The 19427-nt window shown below is 68.3% G+C and carries 18 protein-coding genes; 4 read left to right on the top strand and 14 right to left on the bottom strand.

Annotated features, from left to right (window positions below; translation table 11 throughout):
* Nucleotide 1: 1 nt before the first annotated feature.
* From OG555_RS34320 to OG555_RS34290, 7 genes are all read right to left on the bottom strand, one after another.
* A complete protein-coding gene (locus OG555_RS34320) occupies nucleotides 2–1087 on the bottom strand; it encodes an ABC transporter ATP-binding protein (RefSeq protein ID WP_329476808.1) in 1086 nt (361 codons plus the stop codon).
* A 14-nt stretch (nucleotides 1088–1101) separates the two neighbouring features.
* Nucleotides 1102–2163: an ABC transporter ATP-binding protein gene (locus OG555_RS34315; RefSeq protein ID WP_329476806.1), complete on the bottom strand. Its 1062-nt coding sequence runs from the start codon at nucleotides 2161–2163 to the stop codon at nucleotides 1102–1104.
* Entirely contained in the window at nucleotides 2160–3173 is a 1014-nt protein-coding gene (locus OG555_RS34310; protein WP_329476804.1) for an ABC transporter permease, read from the bottom strand. The genes OG555_RS34315 and OG555_RS34310 overlap by 4 nt, the downstream gene beginning before the upstream one ends.
* Before the next feature lie 96 nt (nucleotides 3174–3269).
* Nucleotides 3270–5045: an ABC transporter substrate-binding protein gene (locus tag OG555_RS34305; RefSeq protein ID WP_329476802.1), complete on the bottom strand. Its 1776-nt coding sequence runs from the start codon at nucleotides 5043–5045 to the stop codon at nucleotides 3270–3272.
* 55 nt (nucleotides 5046–5100) lie between these two features.
* Entirely contained in the window at nucleotides 5101–6093 is a 993-nt protein-coding gene (locus OG555_RS34300; RefSeq protein WP_329476800.1) for an ABC transporter permease, read from the bottom strand.
* A gap of 226 nt (nucleotides 6094–6319) precedes the next feature.
* Nucleotides 6320–7888 carry an ABC transporter substrate-binding protein gene (locus tag OG555_RS34295; protein ID WP_329476798.1) on the bottom strand — a complete coding sequence of 523 codons (1569 nt, stop codon included), beginning with the start codon at nucleotides 7886–7888 and terminating at the stop codon, nucleotides 6320–6322.
* 68 nt (nucleotides 7889–7956) lie between these two features.
* Complete coding sequence (locus tag OG555_RS34290; protein WP_329476796.1) at nucleotides 7957–8610, bottom strand: HAD family hydrolase; 654 nt, start codon at nucleotides 8608–8610, stop codon at nucleotides 7957–7959.
* Nucleotides 8611–8809: 199 nt separating this feature from the next.
* Here OG555_RS34290 and OG555_RS34285 point away from each other — a divergent pair, with 199 nt between their 5' ends.
* Nucleotides 8810–9658, top strand: a complete 849-nt coding sequence (locus OG555_RS34285) for a PAC2 family protein (RefSeq protein WP_329476794.1) — start codon at nucleotides 8810–8812, stop codon at nucleotides 9656–9658.
* Nucleotides 9659–10203: 545 nt separating this feature from the next.
* On the opposite strand, the gene OG555_RS34280 is transcribed toward OG555_RS34285, so the two are convergent.
* Nucleotides 10204–10566, bottom strand: coding sequence for a MerR family transcriptional regulator (locus OG555_RS34280; protein WP_329476792.1), 363 nt, complete (start codon nucleotides 10564–10566; stop codon nucleotides 10204–10206).
* A gap of 58 nt (nucleotides 10567–10624) precedes the next feature.
* Here OG555_RS34280 and OG555_RS34275 point away from each other — a divergent pair, with 58 nt between their 5' ends.
* Entirely contained in the window at nucleotides 10625–11464 is an 840-nt protein-coding gene (locus OG555_RS34275; RefSeq protein WP_329476790.1) for a polysaccharide deacetylase family protein, read from the top strand.
* 271 nt (nucleotides 11465–11735) lie between these two features.
* On the opposite strand, the gene mshC is transcribed toward OG555_RS34275, so the two are convergent.
* The 4 genes from mshC to OG555_RS34255 form a co-directional block, all read right to left on the bottom strand.
* Complete coding sequence (gene mshC / locus OG555_RS34270) at nucleotides 11736–12956, bottom strand: cysteine--1-D-myo-inosityl 2-amino-2-deoxy-alpha-D-glucopyranoside ligase (protein WP_329476788.1); 1221 nt, start codon at nucleotides 12954–12956, stop codon at nucleotides 11736–11738.
* Between the two features lie 67 nt (nucleotides 12957–13023).
* Nucleotides 13024–13815 carry an SCO1664 family protein gene (locus tag OG555_RS34265; protein ID WP_329476786.1) on the bottom strand — a complete coding sequence of 264 codons (792 nt, stop codon included), beginning with the start codon at nucleotides 13813–13815 and terminating at the stop codon, nucleotides 13024–13026.
* Entirely contained in the window at nucleotides 13812–14387 is a 576-nt protein-coding gene (locus OG555_RS34260; protein ID WP_329476784.1) for a DUF3090 family protein, read from the bottom strand. The genes OG555_RS34265 and OG555_RS34260 overlap by 4 nt, the downstream gene beginning before the upstream one ends.
* 12 nt (nucleotides 14388–14399) lie before the next feature.
* The gene (locus OG555_RS34255; protein WP_329476782.1) at nucleotides 14400–15095 is read right to left on the bottom strand and encodes a histidine phosphatase family protein; all 696 of its coding nucleotides are present in this window, start codon (nucleotides 15093–15095) and stop codon (nucleotides 14400–14402) included.
* A 49-nt stretch (nucleotides 15096–15144) separates the two neighbouring features.
* On the opposite strand from OG555_RS34255, the gene OG555_RS34250 reads away from it, so the two are divergent.
* Entirely contained in the window at nucleotides 15145–16116 is a 972-nt protein-coding gene (locus OG555_RS34250; RefSeq protein WP_329476781.1) for a magnesium and cobalt transport protein CorA, read from the top strand.
* A 423-nt stretch (nucleotides 16117–16539) separates the two neighbouring features.
* Here OG555_RS34250 and OG555_RS34245 read toward each other — a convergent pair whose 3' ends face one another.
* Nucleotides 16540–17367: an undecaprenyl-diphosphate phosphatase gene (locus OG555_RS34245; RefSeq protein WP_329476779.1), complete on the bottom strand. Its 828-nt coding sequence runs from the start codon at nucleotides 17365–17367 to the stop codon at nucleotides 16540–16542.
* Entirely contained in the window at nucleotides 17367–18419 is a 1053-nt protein-coding gene (locus OG555_RS34240; RefSeq protein ID WP_329476777.1) for an LLM class F420-dependent oxidoreductase, read from the bottom strand. The genes OG555_RS34245 and OG555_RS34240 overlap by 1 nt, the downstream gene beginning before the upstream one ends.
* A gap of 51 nt (nucleotides 18420–18470) precedes the next feature.
* Here OG555_RS34240 and OG555_RS34235 point away from each other — a divergent pair, with 51 nt between their 5' ends.
* The gene (locus OG555_RS34235) at nucleotides 18471–19412 is read left to right on the top strand and encodes an aldo/keto reductase (protein WP_328520594.1); all 942 of its coding nucleotides are present in this window, start codon (nucleotides 18471–18473) and stop codon (nucleotides 19410–19412) included.
* The last annotated feature ends 15 nt before the right edge of the window (nucleotides 19413–19427 follow it).

The following is a 19427-nucleotide window of genomic DNA, read 5'->3' as shown; positions in this document are numbered from 1 at the left end:
CTCAGCTGTCGTGTGTGTCCGGGCTCGGGGCCGGAGCCACAGGCTTGTCGGAGGGCTGGTTCTCCGGGAAGTGGCAGGCGGTTTGGTGGCCGGGAGCCAGCTGCAGCAGCGGGGGCTCGGTGGTCTTGCAGATGTCCTGGGCCTTCCAGCAGCGGGTGTGGAAGCGGCAGGCCGGCGGTGGGTTGATCGGGCTGGGGACGTCACCCTGGAGGCGGATGCGGTCCTGCTTGGCCTTGCGCTTGGTGTCGGGGACCGGGACGGCCGACATCAGCGCCACTGTGTAGGGGTGCATCGGACTCTCGTACAGGTCGACCCGGTCGGCGAGCTCGACGATCTTGCCGAGGTACATGACCGCGACCCGGTCCGACACGTGCCGTACGACGGACAGGTCGTGAGCGATCATCACGTACGTCAGTTCGAACTCTTCCTGCAGGTCCTCCAGCAGGTTCACCACCTGGGCCTGGATCGACACGTCCAGCGCGGACACCGGCTCGTCGGCGACGATCAGCTTCGGACGAAGGGCCAGCGTCCGCGCGATGCCGATGCGCTGGCGCTGACCGCCGGAGAACTCGTGTGGATAGCGGTTGTAGTGCTCTGGGCTCAGGCCGACCAGCTCGAGCAGCTCCTGCACCGCACGCTTCACGCCGTGCTCGGTCTTCACGTGCTGCAGCTTGAACGGCGCGCCGACGATCTTGCCGACCGTGTGCCGCGGGTTCAGCGAGCCGTACGGGTCCTGGAAGATCATCTGTACGTCGCGACGCAGCGGACGCATCTTGCCGTCGCCGATATGGCTGATGTCCCTCCCCTCGAGGACGATCTTCCCCGAGGTCGGCTCCAGCAGCCGGGTGAGCAGCCGTCCGGTCGTGGTCTTGCCACAACCGGACTCCCCCACCAGCGAGAGTGTCTCGCCGCGGGTCACGGTGAAGGTCAGTCCGTCGACCGCCTGAACGGCGCCGACCTGGCGCTGCAGCAGGCCCTTGCGGATCGGGAAGTGCTTCACCAAGCCGGTGACCGACAGCAGCTCCTCGCCGAGCTTCGGCGCGACTACGCCCGGGACGGCGGTGGGGTCGGTGTTCGCAGTTGTCACAGTCGTCGTCCCGTTCAGAGCTTCGGCTTGATGTCGGTCTCCCACGCTGTCTTGCGGTTCTGCGGGGAGAGGTGGCAGGCGACCAGGTGGCCGTCACCGATGTCCAGCAGCTCCGGCCGTTCGGTCTCGCTGGCGCCGCCGTTCAGGTGCGCGTAGTTACAGCGCGGGTTGAAGGCGCAGCCGTTCGGCACGTTGATCAGGCTCGGCGGCGTGCCCTTGATCGGGATCAGTCGCTCGCTGCGCTCCCGGTCGATGCGGGGCATCGAGCCGAGCAGACCCCAGGTGTAAGGGTGCTGCGGCCGGTCGAAGATGTCCTCCGCGGTGCTGTACTCGACCGCCCGGCCGGCGTACATCACCTGGATGTCGTCGGCCAGCTCGGCGACCACACCGAGGTCGTGGGTGATGATGATGACCGCGGAGTTGAACTCGCGCTGCAGGTCCCGGATCAGGTCCAGGATCTGCGCCTGCACGGTCACGTCCAGGGCGGTGGTCGGCTCGTCCGCGATCAGCAAGTCGGGGTCGCAGGACAGCGCCATCGCGATCATCGCGCGCTGCCGCATGCCGCCGGAGAACTGGTGCGGGTACGCGTCCACCCGCCGGTCCGGCTGCGGGATGCCGACCCGGTCGAGCATCTCGATCGCGTGCTTGCGCGCGACCTGCTTGCTCACCTGGTTGTGCACCTTGTACGCCTCGATGATCTGGTGCCCGACGGTGTAGAACGGATGCATCGCGGAGAGCGGGTCCTGAAAGATCATCGCCATCCGCTTGCCGCGGAGCTGCCGAACCTCCTCGGGCGTCGACGAGACCAGGTCCTGGCCGTCGAGGAAGATCTCGCCGCTGATCTTGGCCGCACCCGGCGGGTTCAAGCCCATGATCGACAGGCTGGTCACACTCTTGCCCGAGCCGGACTCGCCCACAATGCCGAGCGTCTTCCCCCGCTCGAGCGCGAACGACAGCCCGTCGACGGACTTCACGATGCCGTCGTCGGTCGGGAAGTGCACCTTCAGGTCGCGGACGTCGAGGAACGCCTCGCCCCGCGGGATGCGCTGCACAGTGTCTTGCTGGGGTTCGGTCACGAGATCCGCACTCTCGGGTCGACGACGGCGTACAGGACATCGACGACGAGGTTCGCCAGCACGATGAAGAACGCGGCGACCAGCGTCACCCCGAGCACCTTGGGCAGGTCGTTCGACTGCAGCGCGAGCACGGCGTACTGGCCGATCCCGGGCAGCGAGAACGTCGTTTCGGTCAGGATCGCGCCGCCCAGCAACAGGCCCAGATCCAGGCCGAAGATGGTCAGGATCGGCGTCAGCGCGGACCGCAGGCCGTGCTGGACGATCACGTTCCGTTCGCGCAGCCCCTTGGCCCGCGCGGTGCGGACGTAGTCTTCGTTCATCGTCTCGAGCATGCCGGCCCGGGTGAGTCGCGCGTACGCCGCGGCGTACAGGAACGCGAGCGTGGTCCACGGAAGGATCAGGTCGTACGCCCATTCGAGCGGGTTCGAGGCGTCCATCGGGTTCGTGCCGCCCTGCGCGGTCCACCCGAGGCCGTAGCTGAAGATCGACAGCGCCAGCAGGCCGGTGAAGAAGATCGGCAGCGAGACCCCGGCCAGCGCCACGGTCATGAGTGATCGGTCCAGCACCGACCCACGTCTGAGCGCGGAGACGACGCCGACGCCGACGCCGCTGACGAGCCAGATGACGGCCGCGCCGACCGCCAGCGACAGGGTGACCGGCATTCGGGCGACCAGATCCGGCCAGACCGGGGTCTGGTTCAGGAACGAGTAGCCGAAGCAGGGTGCCGGGCAGTGCTCGACAGCCGGGCCGTAGTTGTAGTCCTGCCCGACGAACAGACCCTTCATGAAGCGGCCGTACTGCACGTACAGCGGGTCGGTGAAGCCGAGCCTCACCGCGGTCTGGTGGATCTGCTCGGCACCGGCACTCTTGCCGACATAGCGCGAGGCCAGGTCGTCGGAGGTAGCACCACCGAGCTTCGGGACCAGGAAGAAGATCGAGAACGTCACGGCCGTGACGATGAAGAGCAGGACTATCGCTCCGATCACCCGGCGGACCAGATATGCGAACACGGTACTTGGCTTGGTGGCCGGTGATCATCACGATCACCGGCCACCGTCAGCCTTCACCTACCTCTGCTGGCGAATGTTGGTCAGGGCAACCGACGACTACTTCAGGCCGATCCCGGCGTAGTCGTACATGTTCTGACTGTCGCTCACGTACACGTTGGCCAGGGTGTCCGGGCGGTACAGCAGGCCCTTGGCCCAGATGCCCGGCAGGACGGCGGCCTGCTCCATGACCTTCTTGTCGACGTCGACCCAGATCTTCTCGCGCTCGGCCTTGTCGGTGGTCTTCAGGGCCTGGTCGATCAGCTGGTCGACCTCGGGGATCCGGATGCCCAGGTTGGTGTTACCACCGGCGGCCCGGATGACCCGGCTGTCGACGATCTGGCTCAGGAAGCCGAAACCGTCCGGCCAGTCAGCACCCCAGCTGTAGACGATCAGGCCGAGGTTGTTGGCCTTCGCGTAGTCCGGCTTGCCGGCGTACAGCTTGGTGTAGTCGCCGGTCGGGTAGCCCTTCGGCGTCAGCTTGATGCCGACCTTGGCCAGCGACTGCTGCAACGACTCCGCGACCGCCTTCTCCTTCGGGCGGTCGGCCCGGTAGGCGATGTTGGTGCTGAAGCCGGTCGGCATGCCACACGCCTGCAGCGACGCCTTCGCCTTGTCCGGGTTGCCGTTCTTGTCCTGCTCGAAGCCGTAGTCGTCGAACTTCTGCGAGCCGGTGACCAGCGGCGGCATCAGGTTCGTCGCGATGTCACCACCGACCGGACCGCCGTACGCACGCTGGTAACCCTCGTGGTCGGCCGCGTACAGGATCGCCTTGCGGCAGTCGACGTTGTCCAGCGGCTTGACCTCGCTGTTGAACACGGTGAAGTTCAGCCGCGGTGCGGGGACGTTGTCCGCGTGCGACTTCAGCTGCGGGTTCGCCAGGATCTTGGCCTGGGTCTCCGCCTGCACACCGGTGCCCGCGATGTCGACATCGAGGTCACCGGCCTGCAGCCGGTTGTCGATGTCCGCGCCATTCACGTTGTACGTGACGGTGATCTTGTCCGGCAACGCCTTCCGGCCCGAGTTCGGGTCGGTCGCCGGGTCGTACTGGTCGTTGCGGACCAGGGTCAGGCCCTTGTTCGGGTCGTTGCTCTCGAACTTGTACGGGCCGGTCGAGATCGGGTGCAGCTTGTACTTCGCGCCGGTGTCCTTGGCCTGCGGCACCGGAGCGGTGGCCGGCAGCTGCGCGAAGTAGTCGAAGCCGGCGAACGGCTTGTTCAGGTGGAAGACGATGGTGTTGGCGTCCGGCGTCTCGATCGCCTTGGCGATCCCGGCCATCGACGGGTCCTTGTAGACGCTGTAGTCCTTCGGCACGTCCAGCAGGAAGTCGTTGAAGTACGTCGGCCCGTTCGGCAGCGTGGTCTTGTCCAGGGAGCGGGCGACGGCGTACTTGACGTCCTTGGACGTCACCTCCGTGCCGTCCTCGAACTTGACGCCCTTGCGGATCTTGTAGGTCCAGGTCTTGGCGTCGTCACTCGGCACACCGGCTGCCTCGGCCAGGTCCGGAACGACCTCCGCACCCTTGGCGCCCGGAGCCGACTTGAAGACCATCAGCGGGCGGACGTAGTTGCGGACCAGGTTCCAGGACAGGCCGTAGTAGGTGTCACCCGGGTCCTGGGAGTCCCAGTTCTGGGTGATCGCCATCCGCAGCGTGCCACCCTTCTTGTCGCTCGGGTTGTAGATCCCGGTGACGGCCGCGTTGTACTGCGGCGTCGTCGAGTTACCACCACTGCCGGACCCGCTGGAGCTCTTGTTGTTGTTGCCCCCGCAAGCCACCAGGCTCAACGCGACGGCCGCACTGACGGCGGTTACCGTCGTGATGCGATTCCATCTCATCTGTTGTTGCACCCCTTTTTTCGTGAGAGCCAGGCTCCCTGGTTGGAGAGAAGTCCTATCGCGTCCGCGGGTCGAGGGCATCGCGCAAGCCGTCGCCGAACAGATTGAAGGCCAGCACCGTGATGAAGATGGCCAGGCCGGGCGGGACCATGTAGAGCGGGTCGACCTGGTACCAGTTCGCGGCGATCGACAACATGTCGCCCCAGCTGGCAGTCGGCGGCCGGACGCCGACGCCGAGGTACGACAGGGCCGCCTCGAACAGCACGTTGGTCGGGATCAGCAGCGTCGCGTAGACGAGGATCGGTGCGATCAGGTTCGGCAGCAGCTCGGTGAACAGGATGTACGGACGCCGGGCGCCGAGACTCCGGGCCGCGTCGACGAACTCCCGCTCCCGCAGCGACAGCGTCTGGCCGCGGATGATCCGGCCGATATAAGGCCAGCTGAAGAAGCCGATGATGAACACGATCAGCGCCACCCGCAGGGAGTCACCGCGCAGTCCGAGCAGTGAGTCCGGCAGCGCACCGACCAGCGCCAGCGCGAAGAGCACCAGCGGGAAGGCCAGGAAGATGTCCATCAGCCGGCTGATCAGCGTGTCCACCACGCCGCCGAAGTAGCCGGCCACGACGCCTGCCACGGTGCCGATCACGACCGACAGCAACGTGGCCAGGAACGCGATCAGCAGCGAGATCCGGGCGCCGTACACGATCCGGGCGAAGATGTCGCGGCCGTTGACCGGCTCGACCCCGAACGGGTGGTCCCAGCTGATCCCGTTCAGCTTGCCGATCGGCGTCTGCAGCGACGGGTCGACCAGGTCCTGGTGGAAGTCGTTCGGCGTCACGCCGACGAGCTTGCAGAGCAGCGGCGCGAAGATCGCGACCAGGATCAGGAACACCACGAAGGCACCGCCGGCCATGGCGACCTTGTCACGCTTCAGCCGCATCCACGAGATCTGCCAGAGCGACCGGCCTTCGATCCTGCCGGCACCCGCTGCGACTGCCTCAGGCTGCGCTGCCTCTGATCCGGGCTCGACATCGAGTGGCACTGTCACGCGAAGGTACCCCTGCCTCGGTCGGTTGAACCAGAACGAAATCCGGTATGGCTGCGGCCTTAACCTGCCGCCATTACAGCCCGGAGTCAAACGCGGAAAGTGCTGCGTTGCCCGATCGTGATCGTCAGGAAATCGTCCCGTATCGTGGACGTTCGGCAGTAAACCACGCTGACGCACCCACGGTCGCCGAGGCCTCGCGAACCGTTACTGCCATGGCATCTTTGTGTCATTTCCGCAGGACGGAGAGATAGAGGTACGACAGCGGGTCCATCGCCGCCGGAACGTTCTCCAGATCCTTGCCCGCGACCACGGTCAGCCGGCCCTGCCAGCTCGGGATCACCGGGGCCTCCTGGGCGAGCACGCTCTGTAACTGCCCGACCAGATCGTCGCGCTCGAGGCCGTTCTGCTCGGTGGTCTCCTGCTGCAGCAGCTTCGACGCCGCGGCCGAGCGGTAGCCGTTCTGGAACGCTCCGTCGGTGGCGACGAACTGGGCGAGGTAGTCGTCGGCATCCGGGTACTGCGGGATCCAGCCCGCGTGGAACAGGTCGTACGCCCCGGCCCGGGTCAGCTGCTGGTACTGCGGCCACTCCGCGCTCCGCAAGGTGACCCGGAACAGCCCCGACGCCTCGAGCTGCCGCTTGAGCTCGATCACCTCGGCCTTCGCGCCCACGCCGTACTCCGTCGGCGTCCAGCCGACCGTCAGCGGCACCGGCACGGTGATGCCCGCGTCCTTCAGGATCGCCGTGGCGGCCGCCTTGCTCGGCTGCTTGTACTCCGTCCTGAACGCGTCGACCTGCCCACCGAACCCGGGCGGCACAACGGAGTACAGCGGCGTGACGTGGTCGCCGTACGCCTTCTTTGCGATCGCCGGACGGTCGATCAGCTGCGCGATCGCACGCCGTACGGCCGGCTGGCGCGCGATCAGGGACTTCATGTGGAAGGCGAAGAACCGCGTGTCCGCGTAGTCGCTGTCGATCACCTGAACCTGATCCGACTTGCGCAGCTTGTCCAGCAGGCTCGGGCCGAAGCCGTGGAGGGCCAGGTCGGCCTTGCCGGTGGTGATCGCCTGGTAGAGCGCGGTGGAGTCCTTCAGCAGGCTGATCTCGACCCCGTCGTTCTGCGCGCCGCGGGGACCGTGGTACCCGGCGAACTTCGCCAGCGTGATCTCCTCGCCGGGCTTGTACGCCGTCACCTGGTACGGGCCGCTGCCGATCGCCTTGGTGTCGAGCAGCTTGTTCGCCGGGTAGGACTCCTCGTCCACGACCGACGCGGCGGTCGTGGTCAGCAGGTACGGCAGCCGGGCGTCCGGGCTCTTCAGGTTGAACACCGCGGTCAGGTCGTCCGGCGTGCTCACCGACTTCACCGAGGTGAACAGGCCGGCCGCGCCACCCGGCGTCTTCAGCCGGAGCATCCGGTCGAAGCTGAACTTCACGTCCGAGGACGTCAGCTCGTGCCCGTTCGGGAAGGTCAGGTGCTCCTTCAGGCTGCACGTGTACGTCGTCGGCGAGTCGTACTGGCAGTCCGCGGCATCCGGCACCGGAGTCGGCTTACCCGGCATGATCGTCAGCAGGGTCTGGTACAGATTCGCCTGCACCGTCCGCGAGCCCACGTCGTACGGACCGGCCGGGTCGAGCGACGTGATCGCGTCCGTGGTCGCGAGCCGGAGCACCATCAGCTTCGGCGTCGCCTCACCCTGGTGCGGCGCGTTGTCGTCCGGCGCACCGCACGCGGCCAGGGACACGCCCAGCGCGCCCACCGCCGCGGCCGCCGACACCCGGCGCACCCACTCGATCACGATCTCACCCTTCCCCAGCCCGTTTCCCAACAACAACGCCCCCGAGGGCACCAAGTGACGGTAACTCGTCAATGGAGCAGAGCGCGCAGGGACTCCGGGGTGAGGGGCTCGAGGGAGCCGACGACGAGCCGGCGTGGCGCCTCCGGGATCGACACCCATTGCGGTACGGCGACGACGTACGCGCCGGCCGCGGTCCCCGCCTGGGTGCCGGTGACCGAGTCCTCGATCACCACGCAGTGCGCCGGGTCCACGCCGAGCTTCGCCGCGGCGGTCAGGTACGGCTCCGGGTGTGGCTTGCCGAGGGTTACCTCGTCGCCGGCAACGATCACGTCGAACGGCTCCGGTGGCAGGTGGCCGATCACCGCGTCGATCATCGTCCGGTACGACGCCGAGACGAGCGCGCACGGGATTTCTTCCTTGCGCAGCGCCTGCAGGAGCTCGACCGCACCCGGCTGGAAGGTCACCTCCCTGCGGAGCGACTCGATCACCTCGGAGAACATCCGGTCGGCCAGCTCGTCGGCGGTGATCACCCCCGCGGGGATCCGCGACATCCACACCTGCACGGCGTCCCGCAGGTCACTGCCGATCAGCCCGACACAGTCCTCGACCGTCCAGGTCGCGCCCAGCTCGGCCAGAAGGCGCAGCTGGACCTCCGCCCAGACCTTCTCGGAGTCGACCAACGTCCCGTCCATGTCCCACAGCACCGCTTGCAGGGGTGGCAACTCCAGCTCCTCCGTCAGTCTCCGGCGATCACGTCGCTCCTAGTTTCCCGTGTCGCCCCAGGTCAGGACATGCCGGGGCCGTCCGACACGTTCCGCTGGGCGTGAAACCCGGCACGCCGGACCGGCCGAGCACGTAGGCTGGCAGTCCGGTTTCCGGCGACCCCGCCGGATGGCTACAGAGACGACAGGGGGCCTGCGAGTGGTTGACCTCGCGAACCTGAGGGACCCGGTCGTGATCGCCGCGTTCGAGGGCTGGAACGACGCGGCCGAGGCGGCCACCGGAGCGGTCGACCACCTCATCGACGAGTGGGACGCGGAGCTGGTCACCGCGATCGACCCCGAGGACTACTACGACTTCCAGGTGAACCGGCCCCAGGTCGGCTTCGACGAGGACGGCGCACGACGGCTGTCGTGGCCGACCACGCGCCTCTACCTGGCCCGGCCCGAGGACACCGACCGGGACGTGCTGCTGATCCGCGGCATCGAGCCGAACATGCGCTGGCGGGGCTTCTGCCAGGAGCTGCTCGAGGTCGTCGACGAGTCCAACGCGCAGCTTGTCGTCGTCCTCGGCGCCCTGCTCGCCGACTCGCCGCACACCCGCCCGATCCCGGTGTCGGCCAGCTCGTCGGACCCGGAGCTGACCGCGTCCTGGAGCCTGGAGGCGTCGACGTACGAGGGCCCGACCGGCATCACCGGCGTCTTCGCCGACCTCTGCAGCACCCTCGGCGTACCGTCGGTCTCGATCTGGTCGGCGATCCCCCACTACATCGCCGGCACCCCGTGCCCGAAGGCGTCCCTCGCCCTGCTCGGCAAGGTCGAGGCGCTGCTGGACCTGCAGATCCCCGAAGGCGACCTCCCGGAGCTGGCCCGCGCGTGGCAGCGCGGCGCCGACGAGCTCAGCGAGGAGGACCCGGAGGTGGCCGAGTACGTCCAGTCCCTCGAGGAGCAACGCGACACCACCGACCTCCCCGAGGCCACCGGCGAAGCAATAGCCGCCGAATTCGAGCGCTACCTACGCCGCCGCAACAAAAACCACCCCAGCGACTAGGGCTGGGTGTCACACCCACGCGTGCTACAGCTCCTACGTCGCGCCGGCTACACGCGTTCCCACCCGCCCGAGGTTTCTTTGCAGTGCTGCCGCCCCGCGCCCTGCGTGCTCCCAACGGCGGGATCGTTGCGACCTCGGACAGGTACCAGGGACCGCGGACAGGGCACAACCTGTCCGACGACCCCAGTTGGTGTCCCAGGTCCCGCAGATCCGCACCGATCCCACCGTCAACCCCACGAACCCACCCGGCTCCCGCTCCGCCCTGCCCCGCAGTGCGGTCGGTTCGGAGCGGTCGGAGGCTGATGGGGCGCAACTGGAGGCTGGGCCGTGCAAGGTCGACAGGAGGTGTCGGCCCCAAGCCCGGCCGGGCGAGCCGATCTCAGGCGTGAATGCCTCGCCCGAGCAGCACCCCTGCACCGGCACTTCCTGTCGACCCTGCACATCCCAACCGACCCACACTCGCATCACCCACACATCCAGTAGAAGAGCCGAAATATCTGTCCCGGCCCGTCACGTCGCGCGTCGGGTGACCCCAGTACCCGGAACTAGAGTTCGCGGGCGGCGGTGGTGATGACGTCGTCGAGGACGGCGCGGGACGTGGCGAGGTCGGCGATCATGCGGTCGATGCGGTCGCGTTCGGCGGTCAGCGAGGTGACGAGCTCCGGGGTGGCGCGCTCGTTGGGGCCGCCGTCCGGGTCGCGCATGCATGGGAGCAGTTCGGCGATTTTCTTGCTGTGCAGGCCGGCCGCGAACAGCTCCTGGATCAGGATCACCCGGTCGATCGCGCGTTCGGCGTACTCGCGCTGCCCACCAGGGGTCCGCTCGGACACCAGGAGTCCGTGCTGCTCGTAGTACCGCAGCGACCGCTCGCTCACGCCCGTCCGCCGGGCCAGCTCCCCGATCCGCATCGCCGATCCTCCCGCTGGACTTGAAGTTGACACTGATGTCAGATTTTACCCTCCCCGTATGACGCTCTTCGACTACAGCCCCATCACCGAACGCCCGCGGCTCACGTGGCCCGACGGCAAGCGAGTCGCCTTTTATGTCGGCCTCAACCTCGAGCACTTCGTCCCCGACCAACCGTCGACGAGCATCTGGCCCCTCGACGTCAAGCCCGACCCGCTCAACCACGGCTGGCGTGACTACGGCGCCCGGGTCGGCATCTGGCGCACCATCGACATCCTCGACCGGCATGGCATCCGCGCCAGCGCGCTGGTGAACTCGATGGTTGCCGAGCACAACCCACAGATCATCAAGGCCGGCGTGGAACGCGACTGGGCCTGGCTCGCCCACGGCCAGACCAACTCGACCCTGCACACCGGCTACGAACCGGATGAGGAACGCAGGATCCTCACCGACATCACCGACACCATCGAGACGGCCGCCGGTCAACACCCCAAGGGCTGGATGGGTCCGGCCCTGACCGAGACCCACAACACTCCCCAGTTGCTGTCCGAGCTCGGCTACAGCTACGTGCTCGATTGGACCAACGACGACCAGCCCTACCGGCTGAACGTCCCCGGCATGCTCAGCGTCCCGTACACGCTCGAGCTCAACGACCTCGGCCTGTTCCTGCGTGGCCTCACCGGTCCCGACTTCCTCCAGATGGTCAAGGACCAGTACGACGTCCTCCGGGCGGAGTCCGAGCACAGCGGCCGGGTGATGGCGCTGGCCCTGCACCCGTTCGTGATCGGGCAGCCGTTCCGGGCGAAGTACCTGGACCTCGCGCTGGAGTACATCGCCGCGCAGCCCGACGTCTGGCTGACCACGAGCGACGACATCGCCGATCACTACCTGACGACGTAACCTCACCCGGAGTAGCCGATTTGGTCGGTATGCCGGTACGCACGGGACGGGTGTGATGGTTTGGCCAGAGGTCGCGGCGAGACTGGGGAGGGTTTTACCCCCATATCAGTACATTTCCCTCCCCAGTCCACCTCCGCCCCACGGCATCGGACGGAACACCACCCTGGGACCGGACACCTCCCGGCCGACGGCTGCGCGGCATCCGATTGGCCTCGACGAATCACCCGAACCCAGGCCCGACGCCGATCAAGACCCACCAGCCGGTGACCGGCTAGAGCTTCACTCCGAGGAGAGCGTCGACGGCCTGGGCAACCAGGCTGGGCGCCTCCGGGTCGTCGCCGTTGGCGGACGCCCAGGTGTCGACCGCCGACAGCGCGGCGACCGTGTCCAGGTCGTTGGTGAGCGCCGCGCGTACGGCGTCGACCGCGGCGGCACCGTCCGGACCCGAACCCCGGCCGATCGCGCCACGCCAGACGTCCAGTCGCGCCTGCGCGTCGAGCAGATCGGACGGCATCCAGAACCAGTCCGTGCGGTAGTGGTGCGCGAGCAACGCCAGCCGGATCGCCATCGGGTCGGCACCGGCCAGGCGTTCCTTCGACACCAGCACGAGATTGCCCTTGGACTTGGACATCTTCTCGCCGTCCAGGCCGACCATCGCCTGATGCACGTAGGCCCGCGCGAACGGGTACTTCCCGGTCGCCACCTGCGCGCCGCTCGCCGACATCTCGTGGTGCGGGAAGATCAGGTCCGACCCACCGCCTTGGACGTCGAACGTCATCCCCAGATGCTCGAGCGCGATCGCCGAGCACTCGACGTGCCAGCCCGGTCGGCCGCGGCCGACCGCCGAGTCCCAGGCCGGCTCGTCTGGGCGCTCGTGCCGCCACAGCAGGCTGTCCAGCGGGTCCCGCTTGCCTTCGCGATCGGGGTCCCCACCGCGTTCGGCGAACAGTTCCCGCATCGTCTCGCGGTCGTACCCGGAGACACTGCCGAACGCCGGGTCCGCCTTCACCGCGAAGTACAGGTCGCCGTCGACCGAGTAGACCGCGCCGGCCCGCTGCAGGTCCTCGATCGCGTTCGCCACCAGGTCGATCGACTCCACGACACCGACGTAGTGCTGCGGCGGGATCACCCGCAACGCGGTCATGTCGTCGCGGAAGAGCTGGATCTCCTGGTACGCCAGGTCGGTCCAGTCGACACCGGTCTCGGCCGCACGCTCGAGCAGCGGATCGTCGACGTCGGTGATGTTCTGCGTGTAGTGGACGTCGTACCCGGCGTCTCGCCAGAGCCGGTTGACCAGGTCGAACGTCAGGTACGTCGCCGCATGGCCCATGTGGGTGGCGTCGTACGGTGTGATGCCGCACACGTACATCCGGGCCGTCGCGCTGTCGAGCGGCGGCACCTCGACCAGCCCGCCCGAGGCGGTGTCGTAAAGGCGCAGCCGCCGGGCCGGGCCCGGCACGACCGGGATGTCTGGTTTCGTCCACGCCTGCATGTGTCGGAGCTTATGCCAGTCCGGTTTTCAACGACGCGACACGTTCCATTCCACGGTCGAAATCAGATCAGAACGCGGGCCAGGGAATGGCGGGCCAATCGTCGCTCGGCAACGGGTAGGCACCCGTCTTGAGCAGGGTCGCACAGCGCTCGCGGGTGGCGGTCAGCTCGACCGCGGTGATCAGCTCGCACAGCTGCTGACCGAGTCCACCGGCCAGCTGATCGGCCAACCGGCGTACGTCGTCCAGCAGGTCGGCCGGGATCGGGTCGCCGGCCCAGCCCCACAGGACCGTCCGCAGCTTGTCGTCGGCGTTGAACGTGACGCCGTGGTCGACGCCGTACACCCGGCCGTCGCCCGGGTTCAGCACGTGGCCGCCCTTGCGGTCGGCATTGTTGACCACGGCATCGAATACCGCCATCCGCCGCAACGCCTCGTTGTCCGCGTGCACCAGCGTCACCGGGTTGTGCCGCCCGTCGAGCGCGTCGAGTACGCCGAGCCATCCGGCCGGCACCCGCCCCTGCGGGACGATGTCGACCAGCTCGGTCTCCCCCGGACCGAGCTCGGCCTCGTCGATCCACAGCTGCACCATGCCCTCGCCGAGCGGCCCCTCGCGCAGCAGCGTCGGCGGCACGACCGACCACCCGAGCGCCTCGGACACGACGTACGCCGCGAACTCGCGCTGAGCCAGCGTGCCGTCGGGGAAGTCCCACAGAGGCCGCTCCCCCTGCACGGGCTTGTAGACCACGGTCGCGGTCTCGCCGTCGAGGCTCACCGATCCCTGGAAGGTGCCGTTCGACGCGGCCACGAGCCGGCCGTGCAGGGACAGCTCCCCCTGGGCGAGCAGGTCCGGATCGCTCATTCCGGCAGGTGCCTGCGGTAGCCGTTGGCACGTGGACAGATATGCCCCTCGGGGTCGATCGGCCGGCCGCAGAACGGGCAGCTCGGGCGACCGGACGCGACCAGGGCGACCGCTCGCCGGGCGAACGCGCGGGCCTGCTCCTCGGTGATCCGGACGACGAACACCTCCGCGTCCTCGGACTCCATCGCGGCCGTGATCGGGTCGGTCTCCTCCAGGTCGGCCTGCTCGCCGGTGACGACCGCGAACACCTCGATCACCACCCGCTCGGCGTCGGCCTCCCAGGCCAGCGTCATGGTGCCGGCCCGGAACTCCTCCTCGATCGGCTGCTCCAGCGGGTCCGTGTCGTCGATCGAGGTCGGCGTGGCCGGGTCCCGGTCGAACCGCCGGGCCACCTCGTCCAGCATCACGTCGAGCCGCTCCGCGAGCGCCATCACCTGTTCCTTCTCACAGGCCACCGAGGTCAGCCGGACGCCGGCCCGCGCCTGCAGGAAGAACGTCCTCGCACCGGGTTCCCCCACGGTGCCGGCGACGAACCGATCCGGGTCGTCGTAGGAATGCACAACTCGCGCCATGTCTAGACCCTATTACCGTCCGCCGACCACCGCGTCCGAGGACTGCTTCCTGGTACGTCCCTTGGCCGGGGGTTTGGGGATCAGGGACTTCAGTTCGCTGCCGGAATCGTTCAGCCGGACCAGGAACGGGCGGGTCGGGGTGTAGGTGATGATCGTGGTCGACGCGGTGTCCACCACGATCCGCTGGAAGGTGTCCAGGTGCTGACCCAGCGCGTCCGCGACGATCGCCTTGATCACGTCGCCGTGCGACACCGCCACCCAGATCGCACCGTCGCCGTGGCTCTTGGCCAGCGCCGCGTCATGCGCCCGTACGGCGTCGACGGCACGCTGCTGCATGGCCCGCATCGACTCGCCGTTCGGGAACGTCACCGCGGACGGGTGCTGCTGGACGACCGCCCACAACGGATCCTTCGCCAGGGTGGCGATCTTCTGCCCGGTCCAGTCGCCGTACCCACACTCGGTCAGCCGCCGATCCGTTGCCGGACGCAACCCTTCGTGGTGTTTCGCGATCGCCGCCGCGGTCTGCTTGCAGCGCTCGAGCGGTGAGGTGACGATCGCCGCCAGCGGCAGCTCGGCCAGCCGTTGCGCGACCGCCTCCGCCTGCTTGACGCCGGTCTCGTCCAACTTCACACCCGGCGTGCGGCCGGCCAGTGTGCCGGATGTGTTTGCGGCGCTGCGGCCGTGCCGGACCAGGATCACCGTGGGCATGACCTGCACGCTATCCGGTCCGGTCAAGCGACGGTGCCATGATGGTGGCGTGATCGTGGACTGCGGCGTGTACGCCGAGGGCGAACGGCAGGACCTGCCCAGGGACCCCGAGACCGTTGCCCAGGCCATCGACGACAACGGCGAGTGCTTCGGCTGGGTCGGCCTGCACGATCCGTCGGACGCCGAGATGCGTCGCGTCCAGGGCCTGTTCGACCTTCACGAGCTCGCCGTCGAGGACGCGCTGAAGGCCCACCAGCGGCCGAAGATCGAGCGCTTCGGCGAGGCGATCGTCGTCGTCCTGCGCACCCTCTGGTACGTCGACGAGGGCGACGCCGTGGAGACCGGCCAGCTCAGCGTCTTCATCGGTCCGCGGTACGTCGTGACCGTCCGGCACGGCGAGGGCGGTGAGCTGGCCACGGCCCGGCATCAGCTGGAGGAGCGGGCCTCCCTGCTCGGCCACGGTCCGGCCGCCGTCCTGTGGGCGATCTGCGACTCGGTCGTGGAAGACTACGAGAAGGTCGCGGAGTCGGTCGAGCTCGACGTCGACGAGATCGAGAGCTCCGTGTTCTCCCCCGAGCGCACCAGCGACGCCGAGCGGATCTACAAGCTCAAGCGCGAGGTGCTCGAGATGCGCCGGGCCGTCCAGCCGCTGCGCGATCCGATGGAACAGTTCGCCCACGGCATGCCCGGGATCAACCCGAAGGCCGCGCCGTACTTCCGCGACGTCGTCGACCACCTCAACCGCGTCTCCGACCAGACCGAATCCATCGACACGCTGCTCAGTTCGGCCCTGCATGCCCACCTGGCCAGGGTTTCGGTACAGCAGAACGACGATATGCGCCGGATCTCGGCCTGGGTCGCCATCGCCGCGGTGCCGACCATGGTGGCCGGCATCTACGGGATGAACTTCGACAACATGCCCGAGCTCCGCTGGCACTTCGGGTACTACGCGATCCTCCTGCTGCTGGCCGTCACCTGCACCACCATGTACCGCTTCTTCCGCAAGGTCGGCTGGCTTTAAGCCGGGATCCGGGGACCGGTCCGGCCCCCGTCCCCGGATCCCTTCTCCGCCCCAGCCCACTGCGCAACTTCGAGGGACATCCCGCGCTCCGGTCGATCCCGCGGGTGTTGCCGCGCCGTCGACCGGATCGCCAGGCCATCACAACCAGCCGCGGACGAAGGCCTCCCACGGACCATCGCAGCATCTCGGCGATTGTGATGGCCTGGAAGTCCACCCACCCCCCGCCCCGGCGGGGGGTGGCGGGTTTGGCGATGCCGGGCCGCTGACCGGACCTGCACCACTCACAGCACGATGCCAGAGAGACCCCGCTCGGCCGCGAGCACTCGGCGGCTGACGGACCGGGTTAGTGAGTGCGCCACGTCCACCCAGGCCGCAACCCGCGGGCCGGCGTGGGCCGGACCGGTCAGCAGCCGCGGATCCGAGCTAAGTCGCCGTGATCGTGCTGGTGGCCAGCAGGATGACGAGGACGATGCCGAGCAGGAGGCGGTAGAAGGCGAACACCTCGATCGTGTGGTTGACGAGGAACCGCAGCAGCCAGGCGATCGACACGTAGGCGACGATGAAGCTGACCACGGTTCCGACCAGCAGCGGGACGGCGCCGACGTCGCCGTTCAGGGCGTCCTTCAGCTCGTACGCACCGGCCCCGACCAGGGCCGGAATGCCGAGCAGAAAGGAGACCCTGGCCGCGGCCACCCGTTCCAGGCCGCGGAACAGGCCGGCCGAGATCGTCGCGCCCGACCGCGAGATGCCCGGGATCAGCGCCAGGCACTGGACCAGGCCCATCACGAGCGCGTCGACGAAGGTGAGCTTCTCCAGCGGCCGGCTCTTGGTGCCGAGGCGCTCGGCGGCAACCATCACGAACGACCAGGCGATCAAAGCCGCGGCCACCCACCACAGGCTGCGCAGCGGACCGGAGATGATGTCTCGCGCGAGGAACCCGACGATGACGATCGGCACCGAGCCGACGATCACGTACCAGCCCATCCGGTGGTCGAACTCACCACGGTGCTCGGGTTTGACCAGGCCGCGCACCCAGGCGACGGCGATCCGCCGGATGTCCTTCCAGAAGAACAGGACGACCGCCGCGATCGCGCCGACCTGGATCACCGCGGTGAAGCCGGTGATCGCCGGGTCGTCGATCTGCAGGCCGAGCATCTTCGACACGATGGTCAGGTGGCCGGTGCTGGACACCGGCAGGAATTCGGTCAGGCCCTCGACGATGCCGAGGATGATGGCGTCCCAGATCGTCATCAGTGACCGACTCCGGCGAGGTCGAGCGCCTCGGCGACCGTGCGCAGGTCGGCGATCCGCTGGTCGACGGTGGACGCGAACGGCGTGATCGCGACGGTCGTCGCGCCGGCCTCGGCGTACGCGGTGAGCTTGTCGGCCATCCGCTCCTTGCCGCCGAGCAGCGAGATCGAGTCGATGAATCCTTCCGGTACGGCGGCCATCGCCTCGCGGTGCTTCTTGTCCAGGTAGAGGTCCTGGATCTCCTTGGCCTCGTCGGCGTAGCCCATCCGGACCGCGAGCGCGTTGTAGAAGTTCTTCTCCCGGCTGCCCATGCCGCCGATGTACAGCGCGGCGTATCCACGGATCGGGTCGGCCGCGGCGTGCAGGTCGTCTCCGGTCATCACCGGTACGGACGCGACGACGTCGAAACCGTCGAGCCCGAGTTGGCGGGTCTCGCGGCCCGTCTTGACGTGGTTCAACTGCTCTCCCAGATAGGCGGGGTCGTTGAGGATGCCGAGCCAGCCGTCGGCGATCTCGCCGGCCAGCTCGAGGTTCTTGGGGCCGACCGCGGCCAGGTAGATCGGCACGTGGTCACGGATCGGCCGGACGGTCAGCTTGAGCGCCTTGCCCGGTCCGTCCGGCAGCGGCAGCGTGAAGTACTTGCCCTCGTACGCAACGGTCTCACGGCGGAGAGCGGAGTTCACGATGGCAACGTACTCACGTGTCCTGAGCAACGGCTGAGAGAACCGGACGCCGTGCCAGCCCTCCGACACCTGCGGTCCGGACACGCCGAGGCCGAGCCGGAACCGGCCGTTCGACAGCCGGTCCAGGGTGGCCGCGGTCATCGCGGTCATCGCCGGGGACCGGGCCGGGATCTGGAAGACCGCGGCGCCGACGTCGATCGTGGTGGTCTGGGCGGCGATCCAGCTGAGCAGCGTGGCGGCGTCCGAGCCGTATGCCTCCGCCGCCCAGGTGACCGAGAATCCGAGCCGCTCGGCCTCTCGCACCAGCCGCAGATGGTCCAGATGGTCGTCGCCGCCGAAGACGAAGCCGATGTTGAGTCCGAGTCGCATGACTGGCGAGCCTAGCGAGCCGTTGTCGGTGGCCCGCAATAGGCTCGGGTCATGCAGCAGCGCTATCTCGGTCACAGTGGACTGGCGGTGAGCAGGCTCGGCCTGGGCACCATGTCCTGGGGCCGCGACACCGACGAGCACGAGGCGCGCGAGCAGCTCGCCGCGTTCGTCGCCGCCGGCGGCACGCTGATCGACACCGCGGCGGCGTACGGCGACGGCGACAGCGAGCGCCTGATCGGGTCGCTGCTCGGCGACGTGGTGGACCGCGACGACCTGGTGATCGCGACCAAGGCCGGGTTCAGCGTCCGCCGCGGCGAGCGGATCACCGACACCTCGCGGGGTGCCCTGCTGCGTGACCTCGAGGCGTCGCTGCGACGGCTGAACGTCGACCACATCGACCTGTGGCAGCTGCACACCTGGTCGGACGACGTACCGCTGGAGGAGACGCTGTCCGCGCTCGACCACGCGGTGAACTCGGGCAAGGTCCGGTATGTCGGCGTGTCGAACTACGCCGGCTGGAAGTCGGCCCGGGCCGTCACCTGGCAGCAGGCCTGGCCCGGTCGCGCGGTGCCGGTGTCCAACCAGGTCGAGTACTCACTGCTGGCCCGCGACGCCGAGGCGGACGCGATCCGCGCGGCCGGCGGGCTCGGGATCGGGGTGCTGGCCTGGTCGCCGCTTGGCCGCGGTGTGTTGACTGGAAAGTACCGAACGGGCATCCCGGCGGACTCCCGGGCGGCGTCTCAGCATCTGTCCAGATTCGTCGACCCCTATCTCGACGGCCGCGGTTCGGGCATCGTGGAAGCGGTCGCACGAGCCGCCGACGGGCTCGGCTGGACCCCACTCGAGGTGGCGCTCACCTGGGTGCGGGACCGGCCGGGAGTGTCGGCGGCGATCGTCGGGGCCCGGACGGCGATGCAGCTCAAGTCGGTCCTGGGTGTGGAGGAGCTGACCCTCCCGCCCGCGATCGTCGCTGCGCTGGAGGATGTGTCGTAAGTCGTTGGAGGTGCG

The sequence above is a fragment of the Kribbella sp. NBC_01484 genome (assembly GCF_036227145.1).
Classification (GTDB): Bacteria; Actinomycetota; Actinomycetes; order Propionibacteriales; family Kribbellaceae; genus Kribbella.
Note: the sequence above shows the minus strand (reverse complement) of the source record. Positions and strands in the feature narration are given on the sequence as shown.